The sequence below is a fragment of the Klenkia terrae genome, from assembly GCF_900491935.1.
In the GTDB taxonomy this organism is placed as follows: Bacteria; Actinomycetota; Actinomycetes; order Mycobacteriales; family Geodermatophilaceae; genus Klenkia; species Klenkia terrae.
The window spans coordinates 3,125,800-3,144,397 of record NZ_UEXK01000004.1; the positions used below are offsets into that span (position 1 = coordinate 3,125,800).

The 18,598-nt window shown below is 75.0% G+C and carries 22 protein-coding genes and 2 pseudogenes; 10 read left to right on the forward strand and 14 right to left on the reverse strand.

Annotation, left to right across the window (positions count from 1 at the left end):
- Window positions 1-4 precede the first annotated feature (4 nt).
- Entirely contained in the window at window positions 5-904 is a 900-nt protein-coding gene (locus tag LFA75_RS15705; protein ID WP_225234553.1) for an MSMEG_6728 family protein, read from the forward strand.
- Window positions 905-918: 14 nt separating this feature from the next.
- Here LFA75_RS15705 and LFA75_RS15710 read toward each other — a convergent pair whose 3' ends face one another.
- The 3 genes from LFA75_RS15710 to LFA75_RS15720 all read right to left on the reverse strand — a co-directional run bounded on the left by LFA75_RS15710 (window position 919) and on the right by LFA75_RS15720 (window position 2,280).
- Complete coding sequence (locus tag LFA75_RS15710) at window positions 919-1,416, reverse strand: DinB family protein (RefSeq protein ID WP_225234554.1); 498 nt, start codon at window positions 1,414-1,416, stop codon at window positions 919-921.
- 70 nt (window positions 1,417-1,486) lie between these two features.
- The gene (locus tag LFA75_RS15715) at window positions 1,487-1,894 is read right to left on the reverse strand and encodes a PaaI family thioesterase (protein WP_225234555.1); all 408 of its coding nucleotides are present in this window, start codon (window positions 1,892-1,894) and stop codon (window positions 1,487-1,489) included.
- Entirely contained in the window at window positions 1,891-2,280 is a 390-nt protein-coding gene (locus LFA75_RS15720; protein WP_225234556.1) for a VOC family protein, read from the reverse strand. The genes LFA75_RS15715 and LFA75_RS15720 overlap by 4 nt, the downstream gene beginning before the upstream one ends.
- A gap of 44 nt (window positions 2,281-2,324) precedes the next feature.
- On the opposite strand from LFA75_RS15720, the gene LFA75_RS15725 reads away from it, so the two are divergent.
- Window positions 2,325-2,873, forward strand: a complete 549-nt coding sequence (locus LFA75_RS15725; RefSeq protein WP_225234557.1) for a YbaK/EbsC family protein — start codon at window positions 2,325-2,327, stop codon at window positions 2,871-2,873.
- 28 nt (window positions 2,874-2,901) lie between these two features.
- The gene (locus tag LFA75_RS15730; protein ID WP_225234558.1) at window positions 2,902-3,138 is read left to right on the forward strand and encodes a hypothetical protein; all 237 of its coding nucleotides are present in this window, start codon (window positions 2,902-2,904) and stop codon (window positions 3,136-3,138) included.
- 1 nt (window position 3,139) lies between these two features.
- Here LFA75_RS15730 and mscL read toward each other — a convergent pair whose 3' ends face one another.
- Together mscL and LFA75_RS15740 are read right to left on the reverse strand one after the other, a co-directional pair.
- Entirely contained in the window at window positions 3,140-3,577 is a 438-nt protein-coding gene (mscL, locus tag LFA75_RS15735; RefSeq protein WP_225234559.1) for a large conductance mechanosensitive channel protein MscL, read from the reverse strand.
- 38 nt (window positions 3,578-3,615) lie between these two features.
- Window positions 3,616-4,020: an RcpC/CpaB family pilus assembly protein gene (locus tag LFA75_RS15740; RefSeq protein WP_225234560.1), complete on the reverse strand. Its 405-nt coding sequence runs from the start codon at window positions 4,018-4,020 to the stop codon at window positions 3,616-3,618.
- Between the two features lie 69 nt (window positions 4,021-4,089).
- On the opposite strand from LFA75_RS15740, the gene LFA75_RS15745 reads away from it, so the two are divergent.
- Window positions 4,090-4,326, forward strand: coding sequence for a hypothetical protein (locus LFA75_RS15745; protein WP_225236126.1), 237 nt, complete (start codon window positions 4,090-4,092; stop codon window positions 4,324-4,326).
- A 14-nt stretch (window positions 4,327-4,340) separates the two neighbouring features.
- Here LFA75_RS15745 and LFA75_RS15750 read toward each other — a convergent pair.
- Window positions 4,341-4,562 (reverse strand): annotated as a pseudogene (locus LFA75_RS15750) (FmdB family zinc ribbon protein); the annotation flags it as partial.
- A 48-nt stretch (window positions 4,563-4,610) separates the two neighbouring features.
- On the opposite strand from LFA75_RS15750, the gene LFA75_RS15755 reads away from it, so the two are divergent.
- Window positions 4,611-5,090 (forward strand): MarR family winged helix-turn-helix transcriptional regulator, encoded by a 480-nt coding sequence (locus LFA75_RS15755; protein ID WP_225234561.1) that lies wholly within the window; start codon window positions 4,611-4,613, stop codon window positions 5,088-5,090.
- A 3-nt stretch (window positions 5,091-5,093) separates the two neighbouring features.
- Here LFA75_RS15755 and LFA75_RS15760 read toward each other — a convergent pair whose 3' ends face one another.
- The 4 genes from LFA75_RS15760 to LFA75_RS15775 form a co-directional block, all read right to left on the reverse strand.
- Window positions 5,094-5,795 (reverse strand): AAA family ATPase, encoded by a 702-nt coding sequence (locus tag LFA75_RS15760; protein ID WP_225234562.1) that lies wholly within the window; start codon window positions 5,793-5,795, stop codon window positions 5,094-5,096.
- 120 nt (window positions 5,796-5,915) lie between these two features.
- The gene (locus LFA75_RS15765) at window positions 5,916-7,442 is read right to left on the reverse strand and encodes a carboxyl transferase domain-containing protein (RefSeq protein WP_225234563.1); all 1,527 of its coding nucleotides are present in this window, start codon (window positions 7,440-7,442) and stop codon (window positions 5,916-5,918) included.
- A complete protein-coding gene (locus LFA75_RS15770) occupies window positions 7,439-8,623 on the reverse strand; it encodes a CaiB/BaiF CoA transferase family protein (RefSeq protein ID WP_225234564.1) in 1,185 nt (394 codons plus the stop codon). Before LFA75_RS15770 ends, LFA75_RS15765 begins: the two co-directional genes overlap by 4 nt.
- Before the next feature lie 14 nt (window positions 8,624-8,637).
- Complete coding sequence (locus LFA75_RS15775; protein WP_225234565.1) at window positions 8,638-9,969, reverse strand: SLC13 family permease; 1,332 nt, start codon at window positions 9,967-9,969, stop codon at window positions 8,638-8,640.
- A 120-nt stretch (window positions 9,970-10,089) separates the two neighbouring features.
- Here LFA75_RS15775 and LFA75_RS15780 point away from each other — a divergent pair, with 120 nt between their 5' ends.
- Window positions 10,090-10,794 carry a FadR/GntR family transcriptional regulator gene (locus LFA75_RS15780; RefSeq protein WP_225234566.1) on the forward strand — a complete coding sequence of 235 codons (705 nt, stop codon included), beginning with the start codon at window positions 10,090-10,092 and terminating at the stop codon, window positions 10,792-10,794.
- On the opposite strand, the gene LFA75_RS15785 is transcribed toward LFA75_RS15780, so the two are convergent.
- A complete protein-coding gene (locus tag LFA75_RS15785; RefSeq protein WP_225234567.1) occupies window positions 10,779-11,357 on the reverse strand; it encodes a 5-formyltetrahydrofolate cyclo-ligase in 579 nt (192 codons plus the stop codon). The two genes, LFA75_RS15780 and LFA75_RS15785, sit on opposite strands and share 16 nt — an antisense overlap.
- A 26-nt stretch (window positions 11,358-11,383) precedes the next feature.
- Here LFA75_RS15785 and LFA75_RS15790 point away from each other — a divergent pair, with 26 nt between their 5' ends.
- The 4 genes and pseudogenes from LFA75_RS15790 to sepX form a co-directional block, all read left to right on the forward strand.
- Complete coding sequence (locus LFA75_RS15790; protein WP_225234568.1) at window positions 11,384-12,322, forward strand: UTP--glucose-1-phosphate uridylyltransferase; 939 nt, start codon at window positions 11,384-11,386, stop codon at window positions 12,320-12,322.
- A gap of 88 nt (window positions 12,323-12,410) precedes the next feature.
- Window positions 12,411-13,859, forward strand: coding sequence for a molybdotransferase-like divisome protein Glp (glp, locus tag LFA75_RS15795; protein WP_225234569.1), 1,449 nt, complete (start codon window positions 12,411-12,413; stop codon window positions 13,857-13,859).
- A gap of 55 nt (window positions 13,860-13,914) precedes the next feature.
- Entirely contained in the window at window positions 13,915-14,487 is a 573-nt protein-coding gene (locus LFA75_RS15800; protein ID WP_225234570.1) for a GNAT family N-acetyltransferase, read from the forward strand.
- 181 nt (window positions 14,488-14,668) lie between these two features.
- A pseudogene (sepX, locus tag LFA75_RS24310) lies at window positions 14,669-15,091 on the forward strand (divisome protein SepX/GlpR); the annotation flags it as partial.
- Between the two features lie 56 nt (window positions 15,092-15,147).
- On the opposite strand, the gene LFA75_RS15805 reads toward sepX, so the two are convergent.
- The 3 genes from LFA75_RS15805 to LFA75_RS15815 form a co-directional block, all read right to left on the reverse strand.
- Window positions 15,148-16,470, reverse strand: coding sequence for an MFS transporter (locus LFA75_RS15805; RefSeq protein WP_225234571.1), 1,323 nt, complete (start codon window positions 16,468-16,470; stop codon window positions 15,148-15,150).
- Between the two features lie 36 nt (window positions 16,471-16,506).
- A complete protein-coding gene (locus LFA75_RS15810) occupies window positions 16,507-16,932 on the reverse strand; it encodes a MarR family winged helix-turn-helix transcriptional regulator (RefSeq protein WP_225234572.1) in 426 nt (141 codons plus the stop codon).
- A gap of 107 nt (window positions 16,933-17,039) precedes the next feature.
- On the reverse strand, window positions 17,040-18,560 hold the full coding sequence (locus LFA75_RS15815; RefSeq protein ID WP_225234573.1) for a dolichyl-phosphate-mannose--protein mannosyltransferase: 1,521 nt from the start codon (window positions 18,558-18,560) through the stop codon (window positions 17,040-17,042).
- Window positions 18,561-18,598 lie beyond the last annotated feature (38 nt).

Here is an 18,598-nt window from a genome sequence, read left to right on the forward strand (position 1 = left end):
CCCGGTGCAGACCTTCCTCCCCGTCGCCGACTTCGCCGGCAGCGCACGGCTGCTGGACAGCCCGCGCCTGGGCAAGCAGCGGGTGGAGACGCTGCAGATCCTGCGGGCGCTGGAGCTGCCCGACTACGGCTGGACCACCCACCCGGCGGTGGTGATGTGGCGCGGCCGCACCCCGGCGCTGGTCCGGTACGGGCTGGAGATGGTGGCCGAGTGGGTGGCCCGCGGGTTCGCCGACTCGACCGCGGCCCAGATCGAGGAGTTCGCGCCGGGGGTGGGCAGCCAGGCCGAGCTGGGTGCCGCCGGTGAGCTGCCGGGCTGGCTGGGCGAGGAGTCGGTGCACCGCTCGCACCGGTCCAAGCTGCTGGCCAAGGAGCCGGCCACCTACCGGTCGCTGTTCGCCGAGGACCCCGACGACCTGGACTACGTCTGGCCCGCGGCCGACGACCTGCCGCCGACCCCCGCGCCCGACGGCGTCCCGGTGTGGGTGGTCCGGCCCCGGGCGCACCCGGAGCTGGGCGCGGCGCTGGCCAACGGGGTGGTCGGGCTGGGCACCCAGTCGGGGGTCGACGTGGATGCCACCGGCCTGGACGCCGCCCAGCTGCGGGCACTGGCCCACGAGCTGACCGGCAAGCGGCCGGCCAAGGACCTGCGGCAGCTGTCGGCGTTCCTGGACGAGGTCCGGGCGGGTGACCGGGTCGCGCTGCCGGTGACCGGGGGCGCCGGGCTGCTGCTCGGGGAGGTCACCGGCGACTACGCCTTCGCCGGGCGCGAGCTGCTGCCGCACCGCCGGCCGGCCCGGTTCGACGTCGTCGTCCCCCGGTCGGCGGTGCGCCGGCCGGCGACGATGCAGGACCCGCGGGCGCTGTTCCGCGTCGTGCTGGACCCCGCCGCCGTGCCGCGCTGAGCGCCCGTCGTCGGTCAGCCCATGGTCTTGGCGCCGTCGATGCCCTCCCGGACGACGTCGGCGTGGCCGGCGTGCTGGGCGGTCTCGGCCACGAGGTGCACCAGCACCCGGCGCCGCGACCAGCGGGTGCCCGGCGGGAACCAGGGCATCGCCGGCAGCTCGACGTCGGTGTCCAGGTCGTCGAAGGACCGGACCAGCGCCTCGGTCGCGGCGGCCACCGTGTCGTGGTCGGCGAGGACCCCGGCGAGGGTGTCGTCGGGGCCGAGGGCGAACTGGGCCGCGAAGGCCTCGGGGGTGACCTCCTCGTGCGCGGCGGCCCCGCGCTGCAGGAAGTCGGTCCAGATCCGCTCCTGGGCCACGACGTGCCGGAGCACGCCGCCGACGGTCAGCTCGCTGGCGGAGGTGCGCTGCCGGGCCTGCTCGTCGTCCAGCCCGTCGGCGGTGCGGCGGAGGAGCCCGCGGTGCGCGGCGAGGGTCTCGAGCAGGTCCGCGCGTTCGCGGTCGAGGGTCACGGGTGCCTCCGGCAGGTCGGGTCGGGTCGGTGCCGTGATCGTGGCACCGGGGTCCGACAGGACCGGTCGGTCAGGCGCCCGGCAGCGGCACGTTCTGCAGCCGGACCTGGCCGCGGGCGACGGTCTTGCCGTCCTCGGCGCGGGTGAGGGTGACCAGCCACAGCTGCAGGGTGCGGCCCTGCTGCACGGGCTCGGCGAGGACGTCGAGCCGGCCCTCGGTGGCCGGGCGCAGGAAGTCCGTGGAGTTGTTGACCCCGACGGCGAACTGCCCGCGGTCGGCCACCGCCGCGCTGGCCCCGATGCTGGCCGCGGACTCGATGACCGCGGCGTAGACGCCGCCGTGCACGACGCCCCAGGGCGTGTGCTGGTCCGGGCCGAGCTCGACGGTGCCGGTCACCCGCGTCCCGGTCATCTCGTCGGGGGTGAACCCGGTGGCGGCCACGAAGGCGCTCATCGAGGCCAGGTCGGGGGTGGTCATCGGGTCTCCTCGGGTGCCGGCGGCGGGACCGGAGCGTCCCAGACCAGGCAGAACGGGTGCCCGACCGGGTCGGCGTACACCCGGAAGTCACCCCCGCCGCCGGGCAGCCGGCGGGCACCCAGGGCCAGGACGGCGGGCTCGGCGGTGTCCACGTCGGCCACCCGGACGTCCAGGTGCGCCTGCTGCGGGCGGGCCGGGTCGGGCCAGTCCGGCGGCTGCAGGTCCGGCGCCTGCTGGAAGGCCAGCCGGTAGCCCTGCCCGCTGACGACCACCCAGTCGTCGCCCGGCGAGCCCTGGACCTGCATGCCCAGCAGCTCGGCGTAGAAGGTCGCCAGCGCGTGCGCGTCGGGGGCGTCGATGACGTAGGAGTGCAGCTGACCGATCACGCCCGCCATCCTGGCCCAACCCCGCGGGGTGCACGATCGGACCCATGACCGCACCGCAGCTGGGCACGCTGACCTGGGCCCCCGCCGCCGACCGCCCCGACCTGCTCGCCGCCCCGGTGGCCGCCGCGCTGCCGGGCCTCGCCGGACCCGCCTGGGTGGCCGAGATCGACGACGACCTGGCCGACACCGCCGCGTTCGGGGAGGCCTACGGGGTGCCGGGCGAGGCGTCGGCGAACTGCGTCGTCGTGGCGGCCCGGCGCGGCGGGGAGACCACGCTGGCCGCCTGCCTGGTGCTCGCCACCACCCGGGCCGACGTCAACGGGCTGGTCCGCCAGCACCTGGGCGCCCGCAAGGCCTCCTTCGCGCCGCAGGACGTCGCGGTCGCCGAGAGCGGCATGGCCTACGGCGGGATCACCCCGGTCGGGCTGCCGGCGTCGTGGCCGGTGCTCGTCGACGCGGCCGTCGCGGCCGCCGAGCTGCTGGTCGTGGGCTCAGGCACGCGGGGGTCGAAGCTGGCTGTGCCGGGGTCGGTCCTGGCCGCGCTGCCGGGCGCCGTCGTGCTGGAGGGGCTGGGCCGTCCCGTCCCGGCGTGAACCGGGGGCGACGCCTACGGTCGAGGGCATGACCGACAGCCAGCCGCGACCGGTGGGGCAGGGCTCCTACCGCCCCCCGACGGCGCCGCCCCGGATGCGGCCGCGGCGCCGGGCGACCTCACCGGGGACCGGCCCGGTCGAGCCCGACGCCGTCCCGGCCGAGCCGGCGCCCGACGACAGCGACGTCGGCTGGGGCGACCGGCCGCCGGCCGACGAGGAGACGCGCTACCTCGCCGACCGGCCCCCCCACTGGGGGTCGGACTAGCTCAGAGCTGGCCGGGCAGGCTGGTGGTGCCGGGGCCCGACGGGTCCGCCCGCGGGGCCTGGCCCTGCTGGGCGACGAGCAGGTCGCGGATCTCGACGAGCAGCTCGACCTGCGTCGGGGCGGCCGGGCCGGCCTCCTCGCCGCGCTGGCGACGCTCCATGATCTTCTTCATCGGGACGACGACCACGAAGTAGACGACCGCGGCGGTCAGCACGAACGTGATGACGGCGCCGATGAACTCGCCGTAGGTGAAGGTCTCGCCGTTGACGGTGAAGCTGCCCCCGGTGCCGCCGCCGCCGCTCACCAGCGCGATCAGCGGGGTGAGGAACGAGGCCGTGAACGCGGCCACGAGTGCGGTGAACGCGGTGCCGATGACGACCGCCACCGCCAGGTCGACGATGTTGCCGCGGAGCAGGAAGTCCTTGAAACCCTTGAGCATGGTGCTCCTCAGCTGGTAGTGGGCCCCGATCCGGGAGGTCAGGGCGGGCCGAGGGTAACGGTCAGGGTGGCCGCCGTGGTGGCCGTCGCCAGGTCCGACGCGGTGGCGGCGGGGACGGCGAGCACCAGCAGCCCGCTGCCGGCTCCGGACCCGTCCGCGGATCCACCCCCGGGCACGGCCAGCACCAGGGCGCCGGCGGCGACCACCTCGGTGCCCGCGCCGTCGACCGACGCCAGCACGTCGACGCGGTCACCGGGTCGCAGCAGGTCGGCGACGGCGAGGTCGGCCAGGCGGACCGGTGCGGCGACCTGGCCCGGGGGGACCTGCGACCACAGCCCCGGACCGACCACCCGGGCATCGGTCACCGGCTCCCCGCGCCGCAGCGGGGACGCGAGCACGGCGCCGACCAGCTCGGCGGGGTCGCCGGCGGCACCGTCGGGCACCGCTCGCCGAGTCCGACCTGTGGACGGCGCCCCCGGGTGGGGACGGCGGCCGGCAGGCCGGCGTCCCCCGTGCTACGTCAGCTGGTCGACGACCCGCCGGTCGAGGACCCGGACGACCCGGAGGGCGACGACGAGCCCGAGGACGAGGAGGAGGACGAGGTCGTGCTCGAGCTGGACGACGAGCTGTCCTTGCTGCCCCCGCCCGACGACGAGTCGCTGCCCGACGACGACCCGGACTCCTTGCCCGACGAGGACGACGAGGTGGCCGACTTCTTCGAGCCGGAGTCGCGACTGTCGGTGCGGTAGAAGCCCGAGCCCTTGAACACGACACCGACCGAGCCGTAGACCTTGCGCACCGGGGCGCCGCACTCCGGGCAGGTGGCGACCGCCGGGTCGGTGAACGACTGGACCACCTCGAAGGAGTGCTTGGTCTCGGGGTTGGTGCAGGCGTACTGGTACGTGGGCACGGTGCTGGACTCCTCGGTCGGTGCTTCTCTCGTGGTGCTCCGGGCTGGCACTCGCACCCGGCGACTGCCAATCATGCGCCACCGCAGGTGCGTCGTCCACGAGGCACCCCTTACGGTCCCGACGTGACGTCGCCGTGGCTGGACGAGGAGCAACAACGGACCTGGCGGACCTGGCTGGCCGTGTCCGAGCTGCTGCCCCGCGCCCTCGACGCCCAGCTGCAGCGCGACGCGGGCCTGACCCACGCGGCCTACATCGTGCTGGCGATGCTGTCCGAGGCGCCCGGCCGCAGCCGGCGGATGAGCGAGCTGGCCCGGATGGCCAACCAGTCGCAGAGCCGGCTGTCCCACACGGTGGCCCGCTTGGAGGAGCGCGGCTGGGCCCGCCGGGAGAAGGCGGCCGAGGACGGCCGGGGCAACGTCGCCGTCCTCACCGACGCCGGCTGGGAGGTCGTCCGGTCCGCCGCACCCGGGCACGTCGCCGCCGTCCGGGAGGGCCTGTTCGCCGCGCTGAGCCCCGAGCAGGCGGCCGCGCTGCAGGACGCGCTGGCCGCCGTCCTCGACCGGCTGGACCCCGACCACTCCGAGCGCGCGGGCCGGGGCTGAGCCCTAACGCAGGTGCCGCAGGAAGCTCTCCGGCCGGTCCAGGAACTGCCGCCAGCTCGCGGTGAGCTCCAGGTCGTCCCAGGCGGCCGGCCGCAGCCCCCACGGCCCGACCTCGAGGATCGTGGCCCCCGGCAGCGCGGCCACGAGCGGGGAGTGCGTGGCCACCACGACCTGCGCGCCGCGGTCGACCACGTCGACCAACCCGGCGACCAGGCGGAGCTGGCCGGCGAAGGAGAGCGCGGCGTCCGGCTCGTCGAGCAGGTAGGTGCCCGCCCCGCGCGCCCGGTCCTCGAAGATCGCGAGGAACGCCTCGCCGTGGCTGAGGTGGTGGTAGCTGGGCCCGGACTCCTCCAGGTACGTGTAGAGACCGTGCAGCGTCTCGTCGCGCAGCAGGTAGGCCCACCGCGGGGCGCCCGGCGCCCGCTCCACCACCAGCGGCAGCGCGTCGGGCTCGGTCCGCCGGGTCTCCAGCCGGGCCCCGGCCGAGCCGCCCTCGGGGTTGAGGCCCAGCGCGACGGCGAGCACCTCGACCAGGGTCGACTTGCCCGACGCGTTCTCGCCCACCAGGACCGTGGCCCCCGGCGCGAGCTCGAGCCCCTCGGCCCACAGCGGGGCCACCGCCGGCACGGTCATCGGCCACATGGCGTCCAGCGGCGGGGGCGCACCGGCGTCGGCGCGCACCCGTCGCACCCCGGGCCGCGCCATGCTCCTCATCCTGCCTGGGCGTGGATCAGCTGCGTCGACCAGCGTGCATCCTCAGCCACGCGCGTCGGCGGCTGAGGATGCACGGGCGTCGTCGCAGCTGATCGATGCCGGACACAGCCGTCAGCGGGCGCGGCGGCCCAGGTGGCGCCAGCGCGTGGTCCGGCTGCGCTGGCGCTCGACGTCGTCCCGGCCGAGCAGCCCGGCGAGCTCCTCGGCGAGCACCCGGCCCAGGCGGGCGCAGAACTCGTCGGGCTCGTCGGCGGCGTCCGGGCGCTCGGGGACGACGCGGTCGACGATGCCGGCCCGCCACAGGTCGGTGGCCCGCACGCCCTGCTGGGCGGCCATGACGTCGGCGTGGTCGACGTCGCGGTGCACGATCGCCGAGGCGCCCTCGGGCGGCAGCGGACCCAGCCAGCCGTTGGCGCAGGCCAGCACCCGGTCGGCCGGCACCAGCGCGAGCGCGCCGCCGCCGGTGCCCTGGCCCAGCAGCACGGCCAGCGTCGGTGCCTTGAGGGTGACCAGGTCGGACAGGCAGCGAGCGATCTCGCCGGCCAGCCCGCCCTCCTCGGCCTCCTTGGACAGCGCCGCGCCGGGGGTGTCGATGAGGGTGACCAGCGGCAGCCGCAGCTCGGCGGCCAGCCGCATGCCGCGGCGGGCCTCCCGCAGTGCGGCCGGGCCCAGCGGGGCGCTCAGCGACTGCCCGCGCCGGTCCTGGCCGAGCACCACGCACGGCGCGCCGCCGAACCGGGCCAGCGCCAGCAGCAGGCCGGGGTCGGACTCGCCGGCGCCGGTGCCGTTGAGGGCGACGACGTCGGTGGCCGCGGTGCGCAGCAGCCGCCGGACGCCGGGGCGGTCGGTGCGGCGGGAGGCGGTGACGACGTCCCAGGCGCTGCGGCCGTCCTCGGGGTCGTCGGCGTCGGTGCCGTCGCCCTCGACCGGTCCGGCGACCTGGGCGTCGCGGTGCCAGGTGGCCCGGGCGGCGAGCACCCGCAGCGCGCGGTCGGCGACATCGGCGACCTGCTCGTGCGGGACGACGGCGTCGATGACGCCGCGCTCGTGCAGGTGCTCGGCGGTCTGCACGCCCTCGGGGAACTTCTCGCCGTACAGGGACTCGTAGACCCGGGGGCCGAGGAAGCCGATGGAGGCGCCGGGCTCGGCGATGGTGACGTGGCCCAGCGAGCCCCAGGAGGCCAGCACGCCGCCGAAGGTGGGGGAGCGCAGGTAGACCAGGTAGGGCAGCCCGGCCTCCTTGTGCCGGGCGACGGCCTGGGTGATGCCGACCATCTGCAGGAAGGCGACGGTGCCTTCCTGCATGCGGGTGCCGCCGGAGACGGGGGCCGCCAGCAGCGGCAGCCCCTCGGCGGTGGCCCGCTCGACGGCGGCCATCAGCCGCTCCGCGGTCGCGACGCCGATGGAGCCGGCCAGGAAGCCGAACTCCCCGGCCACCACGGCCACCCGGCGCCCGCGCAGCCGGCCCTCGCCGCTGACGATGGCCTCGTCCTGCCGGGTCTTCTCCTGCGCCCGGGCTAGCTCGGCGGCGTACTCCGGCGACACGTCGCGCGGCCCGACCGGGGTGTCCCAGGAGATCCAGGTGCCGGGGTCCAGCACCAGGTCGCGCAGGGTGCGGGCGTCCATCCGGGTGCTCACGAGCGCAGCCAGGCCCGGATCGCGTCGCCGTCGGCGCCGAGGACCGGGGGAGCGGTGTGCGCCGTCCGGGTGGTCTCGGTCTCGCCGTCGGGCGACGGGGCGAAGAACCGCAGCGGCGGCCCGGGCAGCTGGACGGTGCCCAGCGTGGCGTGGTCGACGTCGACCAGCAGGCCCTGGGACTGCGCCTGGTCCCAGCCGTAGACCTCGTCGATCGTGCGGACCTTGCCGGCCGGCACCCCAGCCGCGGACAGCCGGGCCAGCAGCGCCTCGGCCTCGATGCCGACGAACGCGGTCTCCAGCAGCTCGATGACCCGCTCGCGGTTGCCCACCCGCTCGCCGTTGGTGGCCAGGCCGTCGGCCTCGGCGTCCAGCCCGAACTCCGCGCACAGCTTGCGCCACAGCGACTCGCTGCCGCAGGACAGCTGGACGCTGCCGCCGTCGGCGCAGCGGAACAGCCCGTACGGGGCGATCGAGGGGTGGTGGTTGCCCTGGGCGTGGCCGACCTTGCCGGCCACCGTCCACGCCGTCCCCTGGAAGGCGTGCACGCCGACGACGGCGGCCAGCAGCGACGTGCGCACGACCTGGCCGCGGCCGGTCTTCTCCCGCTCCAGCAGCGCGGCGAGCACCCCGTAGGCGCCGTACATGCCGGCCAGCAGGTCGCCGATCGGGACGCCGACCCGCTGCGGGTCCTCGGGCCCGGAGCCGGTGAGCGACATCAGCCCGGCCTCGCCCTGGGCGATCTGGTCGTAGCCGGCCCGCCCGCCCTCGGGACCGTCGTGGCCGAAGCCGCTGATGGCCAGGGTCACCAGCCGCGGGTTGAGCTCGGCGAGCACGTCGGTGCCGAAGCCCAGCCGGGCCAGCGTGCCGGGCCGGAAGTTCTCCAGCAGCACGTCGGCGCGGCGCAGCAGCTCGGTCAGCGTCGCCTTGTCCGCGTCGTCCTTGAGGTCGAGGGTGATCGACTCCTTGTTCTTGTTCGTGGACAGGAAGTAGGTGGACTCCCGGTCGGCGCCCTCGGGCTGCACGAACGGCGGACCCCACCCGCGGGTGTCGTCGCCGCTGTCGGGGTTCTCCACCTTGATCACCCGGGCACCGAGGTCGCCGAGCATCATCCCGGCGTGCGGGCCGGCCAGCGCGCGGGTCAGGTCGACGACGAGCAAGCCGTCCAGGGGTCCTGCGGTCACGGTTCCTCCGGTCATCAGAGCCACCCGGGGACGACGAAGACCAGCCAGGCCAGGAGCGGGCCGACCAGGACGACGATGCCGGAGTAGCCGAGGATCTGCTTGTAGAAGCGGTCGCGGTCGACGTCCTGGGCGTTGGCCAGGACGAGCGCGCCGTTGGTGGAGAACGGGCTGACGTCGACGATGGTCGAGGCGACCGAGAGCGCCACGACGACGCCCACCGCCCCGATCTCGCCGGCCAGCAGGAACGGCACGGCCAGCGAGATGGCCACGCCGATGATCGCCGTCGAGCTGGCGAAGGCCGAGACGACGCCGCCGATGTAGGCCAGCAGCAGGGCCACGACCAGCGGGGCGCCGATCGAGGTCACGCTCTCCCCGACGTAGTCGATGGTGCCGGCCTCCTGCAGCACGAAGACGAAGCTGAGCACGCCGGCGATCAGCAGCACGGTGGACCAGCTGATCTGCATGACCGCGCCCTTGTGCCGGGCGGCGGAGAACAGGGCCAGCACGGTGGCGATGGTGATCGAGACGAACCCGATGTCCAGGTCGAAGACCAGGGCGAGGACGACGAGGACGACCAGGCCCACCAGGGTCAGGATCTGCTCGACGGTGACCCGGCCGGTCTTCTCGGCGACGTCGACCGACGACCCGGCCGTGGACCCGGCGGAGGTGCCGTGCCCGGTGACCTCGGCGTCGGTGTCGCCGTCGGCGGGCTCGGGGACGGCCTCGTCGCCGACCCGGCGGCCCATGAGCTTGCGCCCGCCCAGGACGACGAACAGCACGATGCCGATCGCCAGGTTGAAGAACAGGCTGCCCAGGAACACCGTCAGCGGGCTGCTGGGCAGGTCGTTCTGGGCCACGATGTTGTTGACCGTGACGCCGTAGACGCTGATCGGGGAGAACCCGCCGGCCTGGGCGCCGTGGATGACCATCATGCCCATCAGCAGCGGGCTGATCCGGTACTTCGCGGCGAAGCCCAGCGCGATGGGGGCGATGATCGCGACCGCTGCCGGGCCGAGGGCGCCGATGGCGGTGAGCACGCCGGTGACGGCGAACATGATCCACGGGATCAGGGCCACCCGGCCGGCCACCAGCTTCACCGCGCCGCGGACCAGCAGGTCCACGGTGCCGTTGTTCTGCGCGATGGCGAACAGGTAGGTGACCCCGATCAGGGTCAGCACCAGCTCGCCCGGGAAGCCGGCGAGGATGTCGTCGGTGGTCATCCCGACGGCGAGGGTGCCGACCAGGAAGGCGGCCACGAACGCGAGGGCGCCCATGTTGATCGGCAGGAAGGTGGCGATCGCGAAGATCGCCACCAACGCCAGGATCGAGATGATCTCGGGTGACACGTCGGACTCCCACGTCGTCGAGGGGCGGGTCGTATGACCCCGGTCACTGGTTCAGTGGCCTAGCCTCTCGGCCAGTCGCTAGTGTGTCAACCACCACGCACGGGAGACCAGGAGGGTGCCGTGAGCGTCGGACCTGGGCCGCTGCGCCGCAACCGGCTCTACGAGCAGGTCGTGCACCAGCTGCTGACCTGGGCGTCGTCGGCCGGGCTCGGCCCGGGGGACCGGCTGCCGGCCGAGCGCGAGCTGGCCGCCTCGCTGGGGGTCAGCCGCGCGACGCTGGCCCAGGCGCTGGTCGCCCTGGAGGTCACCGGGGTGGTCGCCGTCCGGCACGGCGACGGCACCGTGCTGCTGGTGGCGCCGCGGGCGGACACCGTGCTGGCCGCGCTGCAGACCCGGCGCGAGGACCTCGGCGACGTCATCGAGGCCCGGGAGGCACTCGAGGTCCGGCTGGCCGGGCTGGCCGCCCGCCGGCGGACCGAGGCGGACCTGGCCGAGATCGACGCCGCCCTGGACGCGATGGCCGCCGACGTGGCGGCCGGCGGGCGCGGGGTGGCCGGCGACGAGCGCTTCCACGCCGCGGTCACCGCCGCCGGGCACTCCGCGCTGCTGGCCCGGTTCATGGCCGAGATCAGCGACCGCGTCCGGGAGAGCCGGATCGAGTCCCTCGCCCAGGAGGGCCGCCCGCACCGCTCCCTGGACGGCCACCGCGCGATCGCCGAGGCCATCCGCGCCGGGGACGAGGCCGCCGCCGGTGCGGCGATGGCCGCGCACATCCAGATGGTCTCCGACGTCCCGCTGCTGGGCGGCGGTCAGCCCGGCAGGTAGGTCCAGCCCGCCGACGGGGTGACCACGGCGTGCAGCCGGACGTCGTGCACATCGACGGGGACGGCGTCGCGCAGCTCCTCGTCGAACACCACGCCCACCAGGACGGCGGCGGGGTGGGCGTGCGCCAGTGCCCGGTCGTAGAACCCGGCCCCCCGGCCCAGCCGCGAGGCGTCCCGGCCCACCGCCAGCGCCGGGACGACGACCACCGCGGCCCCGCCCAGCGCGTCGGCCGGCAGCCGGGGGCCGGCCGGTTCCAGCAACCCGAACCGGCCCGGGACCAGGTCGCCGCCGACCCGGGCCCACCCCAGCACCCGGCCGGTCGGCGGGACCACCGGCAGCAGGGCCCGCGGGCCCAGGGCGGCGACCAGCTCACCGTGCCCGGGCTCCTCGGCGTTCGGCACGTACCCGGCCACCACCGCGTCGTCGGGCAGCCCGGTGCGCAGGTGCGCGGCCAGCGCCCGCGCCGCCGCCCGCCGGACGTCGGCCGGCCGGGCGGCCCGGGCCGCGAGCAGGGCTGTGCGCAGCGCCACCTTGGCGCTCACCACGTCGGGGGAGGTGCCCACCGCCGCAGGCTAGCTAGGGTCCTCCCATGCCGAGCTCGACGAACAGCCGTCCCGCCCGCAAGGCCGTCATCCCGGTCGCCGGGATGGGCACCCGCTTCCTGCCGGCCACCAAGGCCGTGCCCAAGGAGCTGCTCCCGGTCGTGGACCGGCCCGCGCTGCAGTACATCGTGGAGGAGTCCGCCCGGGCGGGCCTGGGCGAGGTGCTGATGGTCACCGGCCGCGGCAAGGCCGCCATCGAGGACTTCTTCGACCGCACCCCCGAGCTCGAGGCCGCGCTGGAGAAGAAGGGCGACCAGGCCCGCATCGACGCCGTCGCCGAGTCCACGGACGTGGCGCAGGTGCACTTCGTGCGCCAGGGCGAGGCCAAGGGCCTGGGCCACGCCGTCCTGCAGGCCGCCTCCTTCGTCGGCGACGAGCCGTTCGCCGTGCTGCTCGGCGACGACCTGATCGACGCCCGCGACCTCCTGCTCGAGCAGATGCTCGCGGTGCAGGCCGAGCACGGCGGCTGCGTCATCGCCCTGCTCGACGTGGGCGCGGACGACATCGACAAGTACGGCTGCGTCGCGATCGACGACGCGCCGCAGACGGACGCCGGGGACGGCGACCAGGTCGTCCGGATCACCGGCATGGTCGAGAAGCCCGCGAAGGAGGAGGCGCCGTCCAGCCTGGCCATCATCGGCAGGTACGTGCTCGCGCCGGAGATCTTCGACGCGATCCGGGCCACCCCGCCCGGCCGGGGCGGGGAGATCCAGCTGACCGACGCGCTGCTGAAGCTGGTCCAGGACGGCGTCCCGGTGCACGGCGTGGTCTTCTCCGGCCGCCGCTACGACACCGGCGACAAGCTCGACTACCTCAAGGCCGTCATCCGGCTGGCCGTGGAGCGCGAGGACCTGGGCCCGGCGCTGCGGCCCTGGCTGCGCGATTTCGTCGGTGACCTTGCTCCGGAGGGCGCGTCGCAGGCCTGACCGGGCACGCGGAGCGGGCACCATCGGTGGCCGGGCGCCCGATCCAGGTGCGCCGAGAGCGCAGACGGCGGTGGTGACGGTGGCGGGGATGACCGAGGACAGGACGCGGGGCTGGTTCCGGGGGACCCGGGAGACCACCCAGATCGACCTGACCACCGGGGCGCCGGTCGGCGTCCAGTCGACCCGCCAGATCGCGGGCACCGGCCCGCACCCGACGGTGCAGGTCGACCGCGACCAGCTGCCCGAGCTGTCCGGCGGCGACGAGCCCCGCACCGACAGCTGGGCGGTCGCCGAGGCACCCGTGGTGCGCAGCGTCGAGCAGCACCTGGACCTGATCCTCGCCGCCGCGCCGACCCCCGACCCGATCGAGCTCGCCGTGCTCGACGCGCAGGGGCTGCTGTGCGCCGAGCACGTGGTCAGCGACCGCGACCTGCCCTCCTTCGAGCAGGCCGCCCTCGACGGCTACGCCGCCCGCTCGGCCGACACCGTCGGCGCCACCCTGGAGGACCCGGTCGGGCTCGCGGTGGTGGGGGAGAGCCAGGCCGGCCCCGCCGAGCCCTCGGCCATCGGTCCCGGTCTGGCGCACAAGGTCGCCGCCGGGGCGATGCTGCCCAGCGGCGCCGACGTCGTCGTCCCGACGGTGTGGACGGACTCCGGTGCCGCGCACGTCGGCGTGCACGCCGAGCTCGAGCCGGGCACCTACGTGCGGCACGCCGGGGAGGACGTCGCCGTGGGCGACACCGCCGTGGCGCTGAACACCCCGATCGGCCCGGCGCAGATCAGCCTGCTGGCCGCCGTGGGCCGCGAGCGCGTGCTCGTGCACCCCCGGCCGCGGATCGCGGTGCTGTCGGCCGGCAGCGAGCTGGTCGACGTCGGCCGCATGCCCGGCCCCGGCCAGGTCGTCGACGTCAACAGCTACGCCCTGGCCGCCGCGGCGCGCGACGCCGGGGCCGAGGCCTACCGGTCGGGCATCGTGCCGCGGGACCGGCGCCGGCTGGTCGAGCTGCTGGAGAGCCAGCTGCTGCGCAGCGACATCGTGCTGATCGCCGGCACGTTCGCCGGCAACGGCTTCGACCTGGTGCAGGAGGCCCTGGCCCAGCTGGGCGAGGTCACCTTCGCCCAGGTCGCGATGCACCCCGGTCCGATCCAGGCGTTCGGGCGGCTGGGCCGCGACGGCGTCCCGGTCATCTGCATCCCGGGCGAGCCGGCGGCCGCGCTGGTCGCCTTCGAGGTCTTCGTCCGACCGGCGATCCGGCTGATGCTGGGCAAGCGCCAGCTGTTCCGGCGCACGGTGCAGGCCGTGTCGGCCCAGCAGCTGCTCTCGCCGCTGGGCTACCGGCAGTACCTGCACGGCCAGGTCATGCGGCACCCCGACGGCGGCTACGTCGTGGAGCCCGTGGGCGGCGGGGAGAGCGGGCACGACGCCGCGCTGGCCCGCACCGCGCGCGCCAACTGCCTGGTCGTCATCGACGAGGACGTCACCGAGGTCTCGCCCGGCGGACTGGTGACGGTCATGCCGATGCTCCTCGGCGGCTGACCTGACGTCCTTCTGGACCGACGCCGCCCTGCACCCGGGCTGGCCAGCCGAGCTCGTGGACGGCGACGTCCGGCTGCACCCGCTGCGCCGCTCCGACGCCGCGGCGTGGTCGCAGCTGCGGCTGGCCAACCGGGACTGGCTGGCGCCCTGGGAGCCGTCGGCACCCGGTGCGTGGGAGGCGCGGCACAGCCCGGCGGTCTACCGGGCCATGCGCCGGGCCGCCCGCCGGCGCGCCCAGCTGGGGATGGCGCTGCCCTTCGCCGTCCGGCACCGCGACCGGCTGGTCGGCCAGGTCACCCTCGACAACGTGGTGCGCGGCGCGCTGCGCTCGGCGCACGTCGGCTACTGGCTGGACGAGGCCGCCGCCGGGCGTGGGATCGCGTCCACCGCGGTGGCCCTGGTGTGCGACCACGCGTTCGGACCGGCAGGCCTGCACAGAATCCAGGCCGACATACGTCCCGAGAACGGTCGAAGCCGCCGATTGGTAGAGCGACTGGGTTTCCGCGAGGAAGGGACGTTCCGCTCGTACCTCGACATCGACGGCGACTGGCGCGACCACCTGGGCTACGCGCTGCTCGCCGGTGACCACCCTGCCGGGGTGGTCGCGCACCTCCGTCGGTCGCCGTGACCGACACGCCGATCCGTGCGACACGCCGGACCGGCGCGACACGACACGGGCACCTCCCGGTGCGCCTCCCTCGTCCGGGGGAGCGCGCGCCCTAACGTGCTCCTCGAGTGACCCGTGTGACTCGTGTGACGCCAGGGATCGGCGTCGCACACGCGGGATGCCAGGGACGGGGTGGTTTGCGATGGGATCGGGTGTGCTGCTGGCCGCTCTGGTCGTGCTGTGGTTCGTGGTGCTGGTGCCGATGGTGGTCACCCGCGGCGACGCAGCACCGGCCCGGGTCGGTGCTGTCGACTCGGGGCGCACGTTGCGCCGCCGTCGGGTGGTGGACCCGGTGGTCCACGCCGACACCGAGCGGGTCGCCGTCGACCGCGAACAGCTCTACCGCACCGGCGAGCTGCAGGTGGACGTGCACGCGCTGCGCCGCCGCACGCTGGCCGGCCTCGCCGCCCTCGCCGTCCTGGCGCTGGTCGGTGCGCTGACCTACCGCACGTGGCTGTGGGCCCCGCAGGTGCTGCTGGACCTCGCCGTCGTCGGGTACCTCATGGTCACCCGGGCCGCTGCGCAGCGGGAGCGCCGGGCCGCAGCCCGCCGCCAGGCCCGCGTCGCGTCCCGGCCGGGCGGGCCGGCCGGGACGNACCGGGGGCGTCGGGGGAGGGCTGCTCAGCGGGGGCGGTGCGCCAGCTCGGGCTCGACCTCGCCGTCGATGGCCGCGGGTGCGCCGCCGAACTCGTCGGCCACCTCGCCGGCGACGTCCTCGGGGCTGCCGTGCTCGGCGGCCTCGTGGCCGTCCTCGTCCATCCCGGCGTCGGCGGCGGCGAGGATCCGGTGCCCGGTGGCGAGGACCGCGACGCCGGCCAGGACCGCGACCGCGCCGACGTAGAACGGCACGTGGACGTCGAAGGCCTCGACCAGCTTGCCCGCGGCGAACGGCGCCAGGCCGCCGCCGAGGAACCGGACGAACCCGTAGGCGGCCGAGGCGACCGGCCGCTCGACCGGGCTGACCTGCATGACCGCCTGAGTGGTCAGGGTGTTGTTGATGCCGATGAACGCCCCGGCGACGACGACGCAGGTGATCAGCGCCCACTTCGTGTCGGTGAAGACCGCGATGAGCAGCAGGTCCACGGCGAACAGGCCCAGCGCGCCGTAGAGGCTGCGGGCGGTGCCGAACCGGGCCTGCAGCCGCGGGGCGCCGACGACGGAGAAGAACGCGACCAGCAGACCCCAGCCGAAGAAGACGAAACCGAGCTTGATCGCCGACAGCTCCATCGGGAACGGCGCGTAGCCCAGCATGGTGAAGAAGCCCCAGTTGTAGAGCAGGGCCGTGATCGCCATCGTCAGCAGCCCGCGGTGCCGCAGCGCCTTGAGCGGGGCCGACAGCGGGGTCTTGTGCGTGGGCTTGGGGGTGGCGTCCAGCAGGACGACGGTGGCGACGAGCGCGACCGCCATCAGCGCGGCCACGCCGAAGAACGGCCCGCGCCAGCTGATGCTGCCCAGCAGGCCGCCGACCAGCGGGCCGGCCGCGATGCCCAGGCCCAGGGCTGCCTCGTAGAGCACGATCGCGCCGGCGAACCCGCCGGACGCGCTGGCCACGATGACGGCCAGCGAGGTGGCGATGAACAGGGCGTTGCCCAGGCCCCAGCCGGCGCGGAACCCGACGATGCCGCCGATGGAGTCGCTGGACCCGGCGAGGGCGGCGAACACCACGATGACCGCCAGGCCCGTGATCAGCGTCTGCTTGGCCCCGATCCGGCTGGACACCCAGTTCGTGCCGAGCATGGCGACCGCGGTGACCACCAGGTAGCTGGTGAACAGCAGGGTCACCTGGCTCTCGCTGGCGCCGAGCTGGGTCTTCAGCGAGGGCAGGATGGGGTCGACGAGGCCGATGCCCATGAAGCTGACGACGCAGGCGAACGCCACGGCGTAGACCGCCTTGGGCTGGCCGAGCATGCTGGACTTCTGGCTGGTGGAGCCGTGTGTGCTCACCAGGTCACCTCCGTGGTGGGTGGTGCGGGGTAGGGGTCAGTGGTGCAGGGCGCCGGCGAGCCGGGCCAGGGCGGGCAGCGCTGCGGAGATCGCCGCGACGTCGTCGTCGCCGAGGTCGGACAGCGGCCCGGCCAGGCGGGTTGCGCGCTCGGTGCGCCGGCGGGCCAGCAGATCCGCACCGGCGTCGGTCAGGCTGAGGACGACGGCCCGGCCGTCGGTCGGGTCGGCCGCCCGGTCGACCAGCCCCTGGCCGGCCAGCCGCGCGATGAGCGCGGTCATCGATGGCTGGCTGACCCCCTCGGCGACCGCCAGCTCGGTGAGCCGCGCGGGGCCGGAGCGCTGCAGCGTCGCCAGGGTGGCGGCCGCGGTGAGGCTGAGGTCGGTCCGGGTGCTGGTCAGCTGGCGCAGCCCGACGACCACGTCGTCCAGCTGCGCCGCGAGAGCGGTCCGGTCGTCGTCCACACGTTCAGTTGTACTACTCAACTATCTAACGGACAACCCGATGGAACGGCTACGTCTCAGGGACCCGCGGCGTGCGGAGCGCGTCGTGGGGGGAGACGTGGTTCCTTCTAGAACCAGGAGGGGAACCACATGCGCTGCACCCAGTCGGCGTAGGACAGCGGCTGCCCGGTGAGCACCGGGTAGAAGAAGACGAAGGTCAGCGCCACGACGGCCAGGTACAGGCTGACCGCGCCCAGGCCCAGCTGCCGGCGGAACGGGGTGGCCCGGTCGGGGCCGGTCTGCCGCCCGAGCACGTCCTGCAGGGCCAGCGTCACGGCCAGCACGAAGAACGGCAGCACCGGCGCCATGTAGAAGATGAACATGGTCCGCTCGAGGTTGACGAACCAGGTCAGCCAGCCGGCGGCGATGCCCACCGCGACGGTGATCGCAGCCGGGTCGCGGCGGGCGACGATCCGCCACAGCAGCCACAGCATGGCCGGGGCGAACACCAGCCAGAGGGTGGGCGTGCCGACCATCAGGATGTAGCGGATGACCTGGTCGCCGGCGGAGTCGGTGAGGCCCTGCGGGTTCCACAGCAGGATGGGCCGGCCGTCGACCAGCCACGACCACGGTCCCGACTCCCACGGGTGCGGCGTGGACAGCCCGTTGTGGAAGCTGAGCCACTCGCCGTGCATGTGCCACAGCGACCGCAGCGGGTCCGGGATCCAGGGCCAGGCGGTGTCCGGGTGCTGCTCGGCCCAGTGCCGGCCCTGGGAGTTCTCGCCGCGGAACCAGCCGGTGAAGGTGGCCAGGTAGGCCAGCACCGGCAGCACGCCCAGCGCCCAGGCGGCGCCGGGCAGCCCGCGGCGCAGCGCGGTGCGGGTCGGGCTGGGCACGCCGAGCTCGCGCCAGGCGGCCCGGTCCCAGAAGAGGCTGAGGACGGCGAAGAACGCCAGGAAGTAGACGCCGGACCACTTGACCCCCGCCGCGCAGCCGAACAGCACGCCGGCCGCGATCCGCCAGCCCCGCGGGCCCAGCGCGAACCCGGTCGCGGCCCCGACGTGCGCCCGGACCCGGGCCCGCACCCGGTCGCGGTCGACGACCAGGCAGGCCACCGCGGAGACCACGAACGCCTGCAGGAAGACGTCGAGCAGCCCGATCCGGCCGACGGTGAACGCGAAGCCGTCCAGCGCCATCAGCAGCCCGGCGACCACCCCGAGCAGGGTGGAGCCGGTCAGGCGGCGGGCCAGCCGGGTCAGCACGACGACCGCGACGGTGCCGGCCACCAGGCTGGGGAACCGCCAGCCGGTGCTGTCGTACCCGAACACCTTGATGCCCAGGGAGATCAGCAGCTTGCCCAGCGGCGGGTGGACGATGAACGTGTAGCCGCGGTTGTACTCGTAGCCCCACTCGAGGACCTCGTTGGCCTCGGGCGGGTAGTAGGCCTCGTCGAAGAGCAGGTCGCCGGGGTAGGACAGGTCCCACAGCCGGCTGACGAAGGTGGCCACGCCGAGCACGGCGGTCAGCACCCAGGACAGCACCCGGTCGGTGGGCAGCGGCGGGGGCAGCCGCCCGGCCGGTCGGCGCGGGCGGCGGCGGGCCGGCGGGGCGGGCTCGTCGTCCCCCCGATCGGGGGCCAGCACCGCCATGGCCTGAAGGGTAGGCGGCGGTCCTGCGGGGGCCGGCG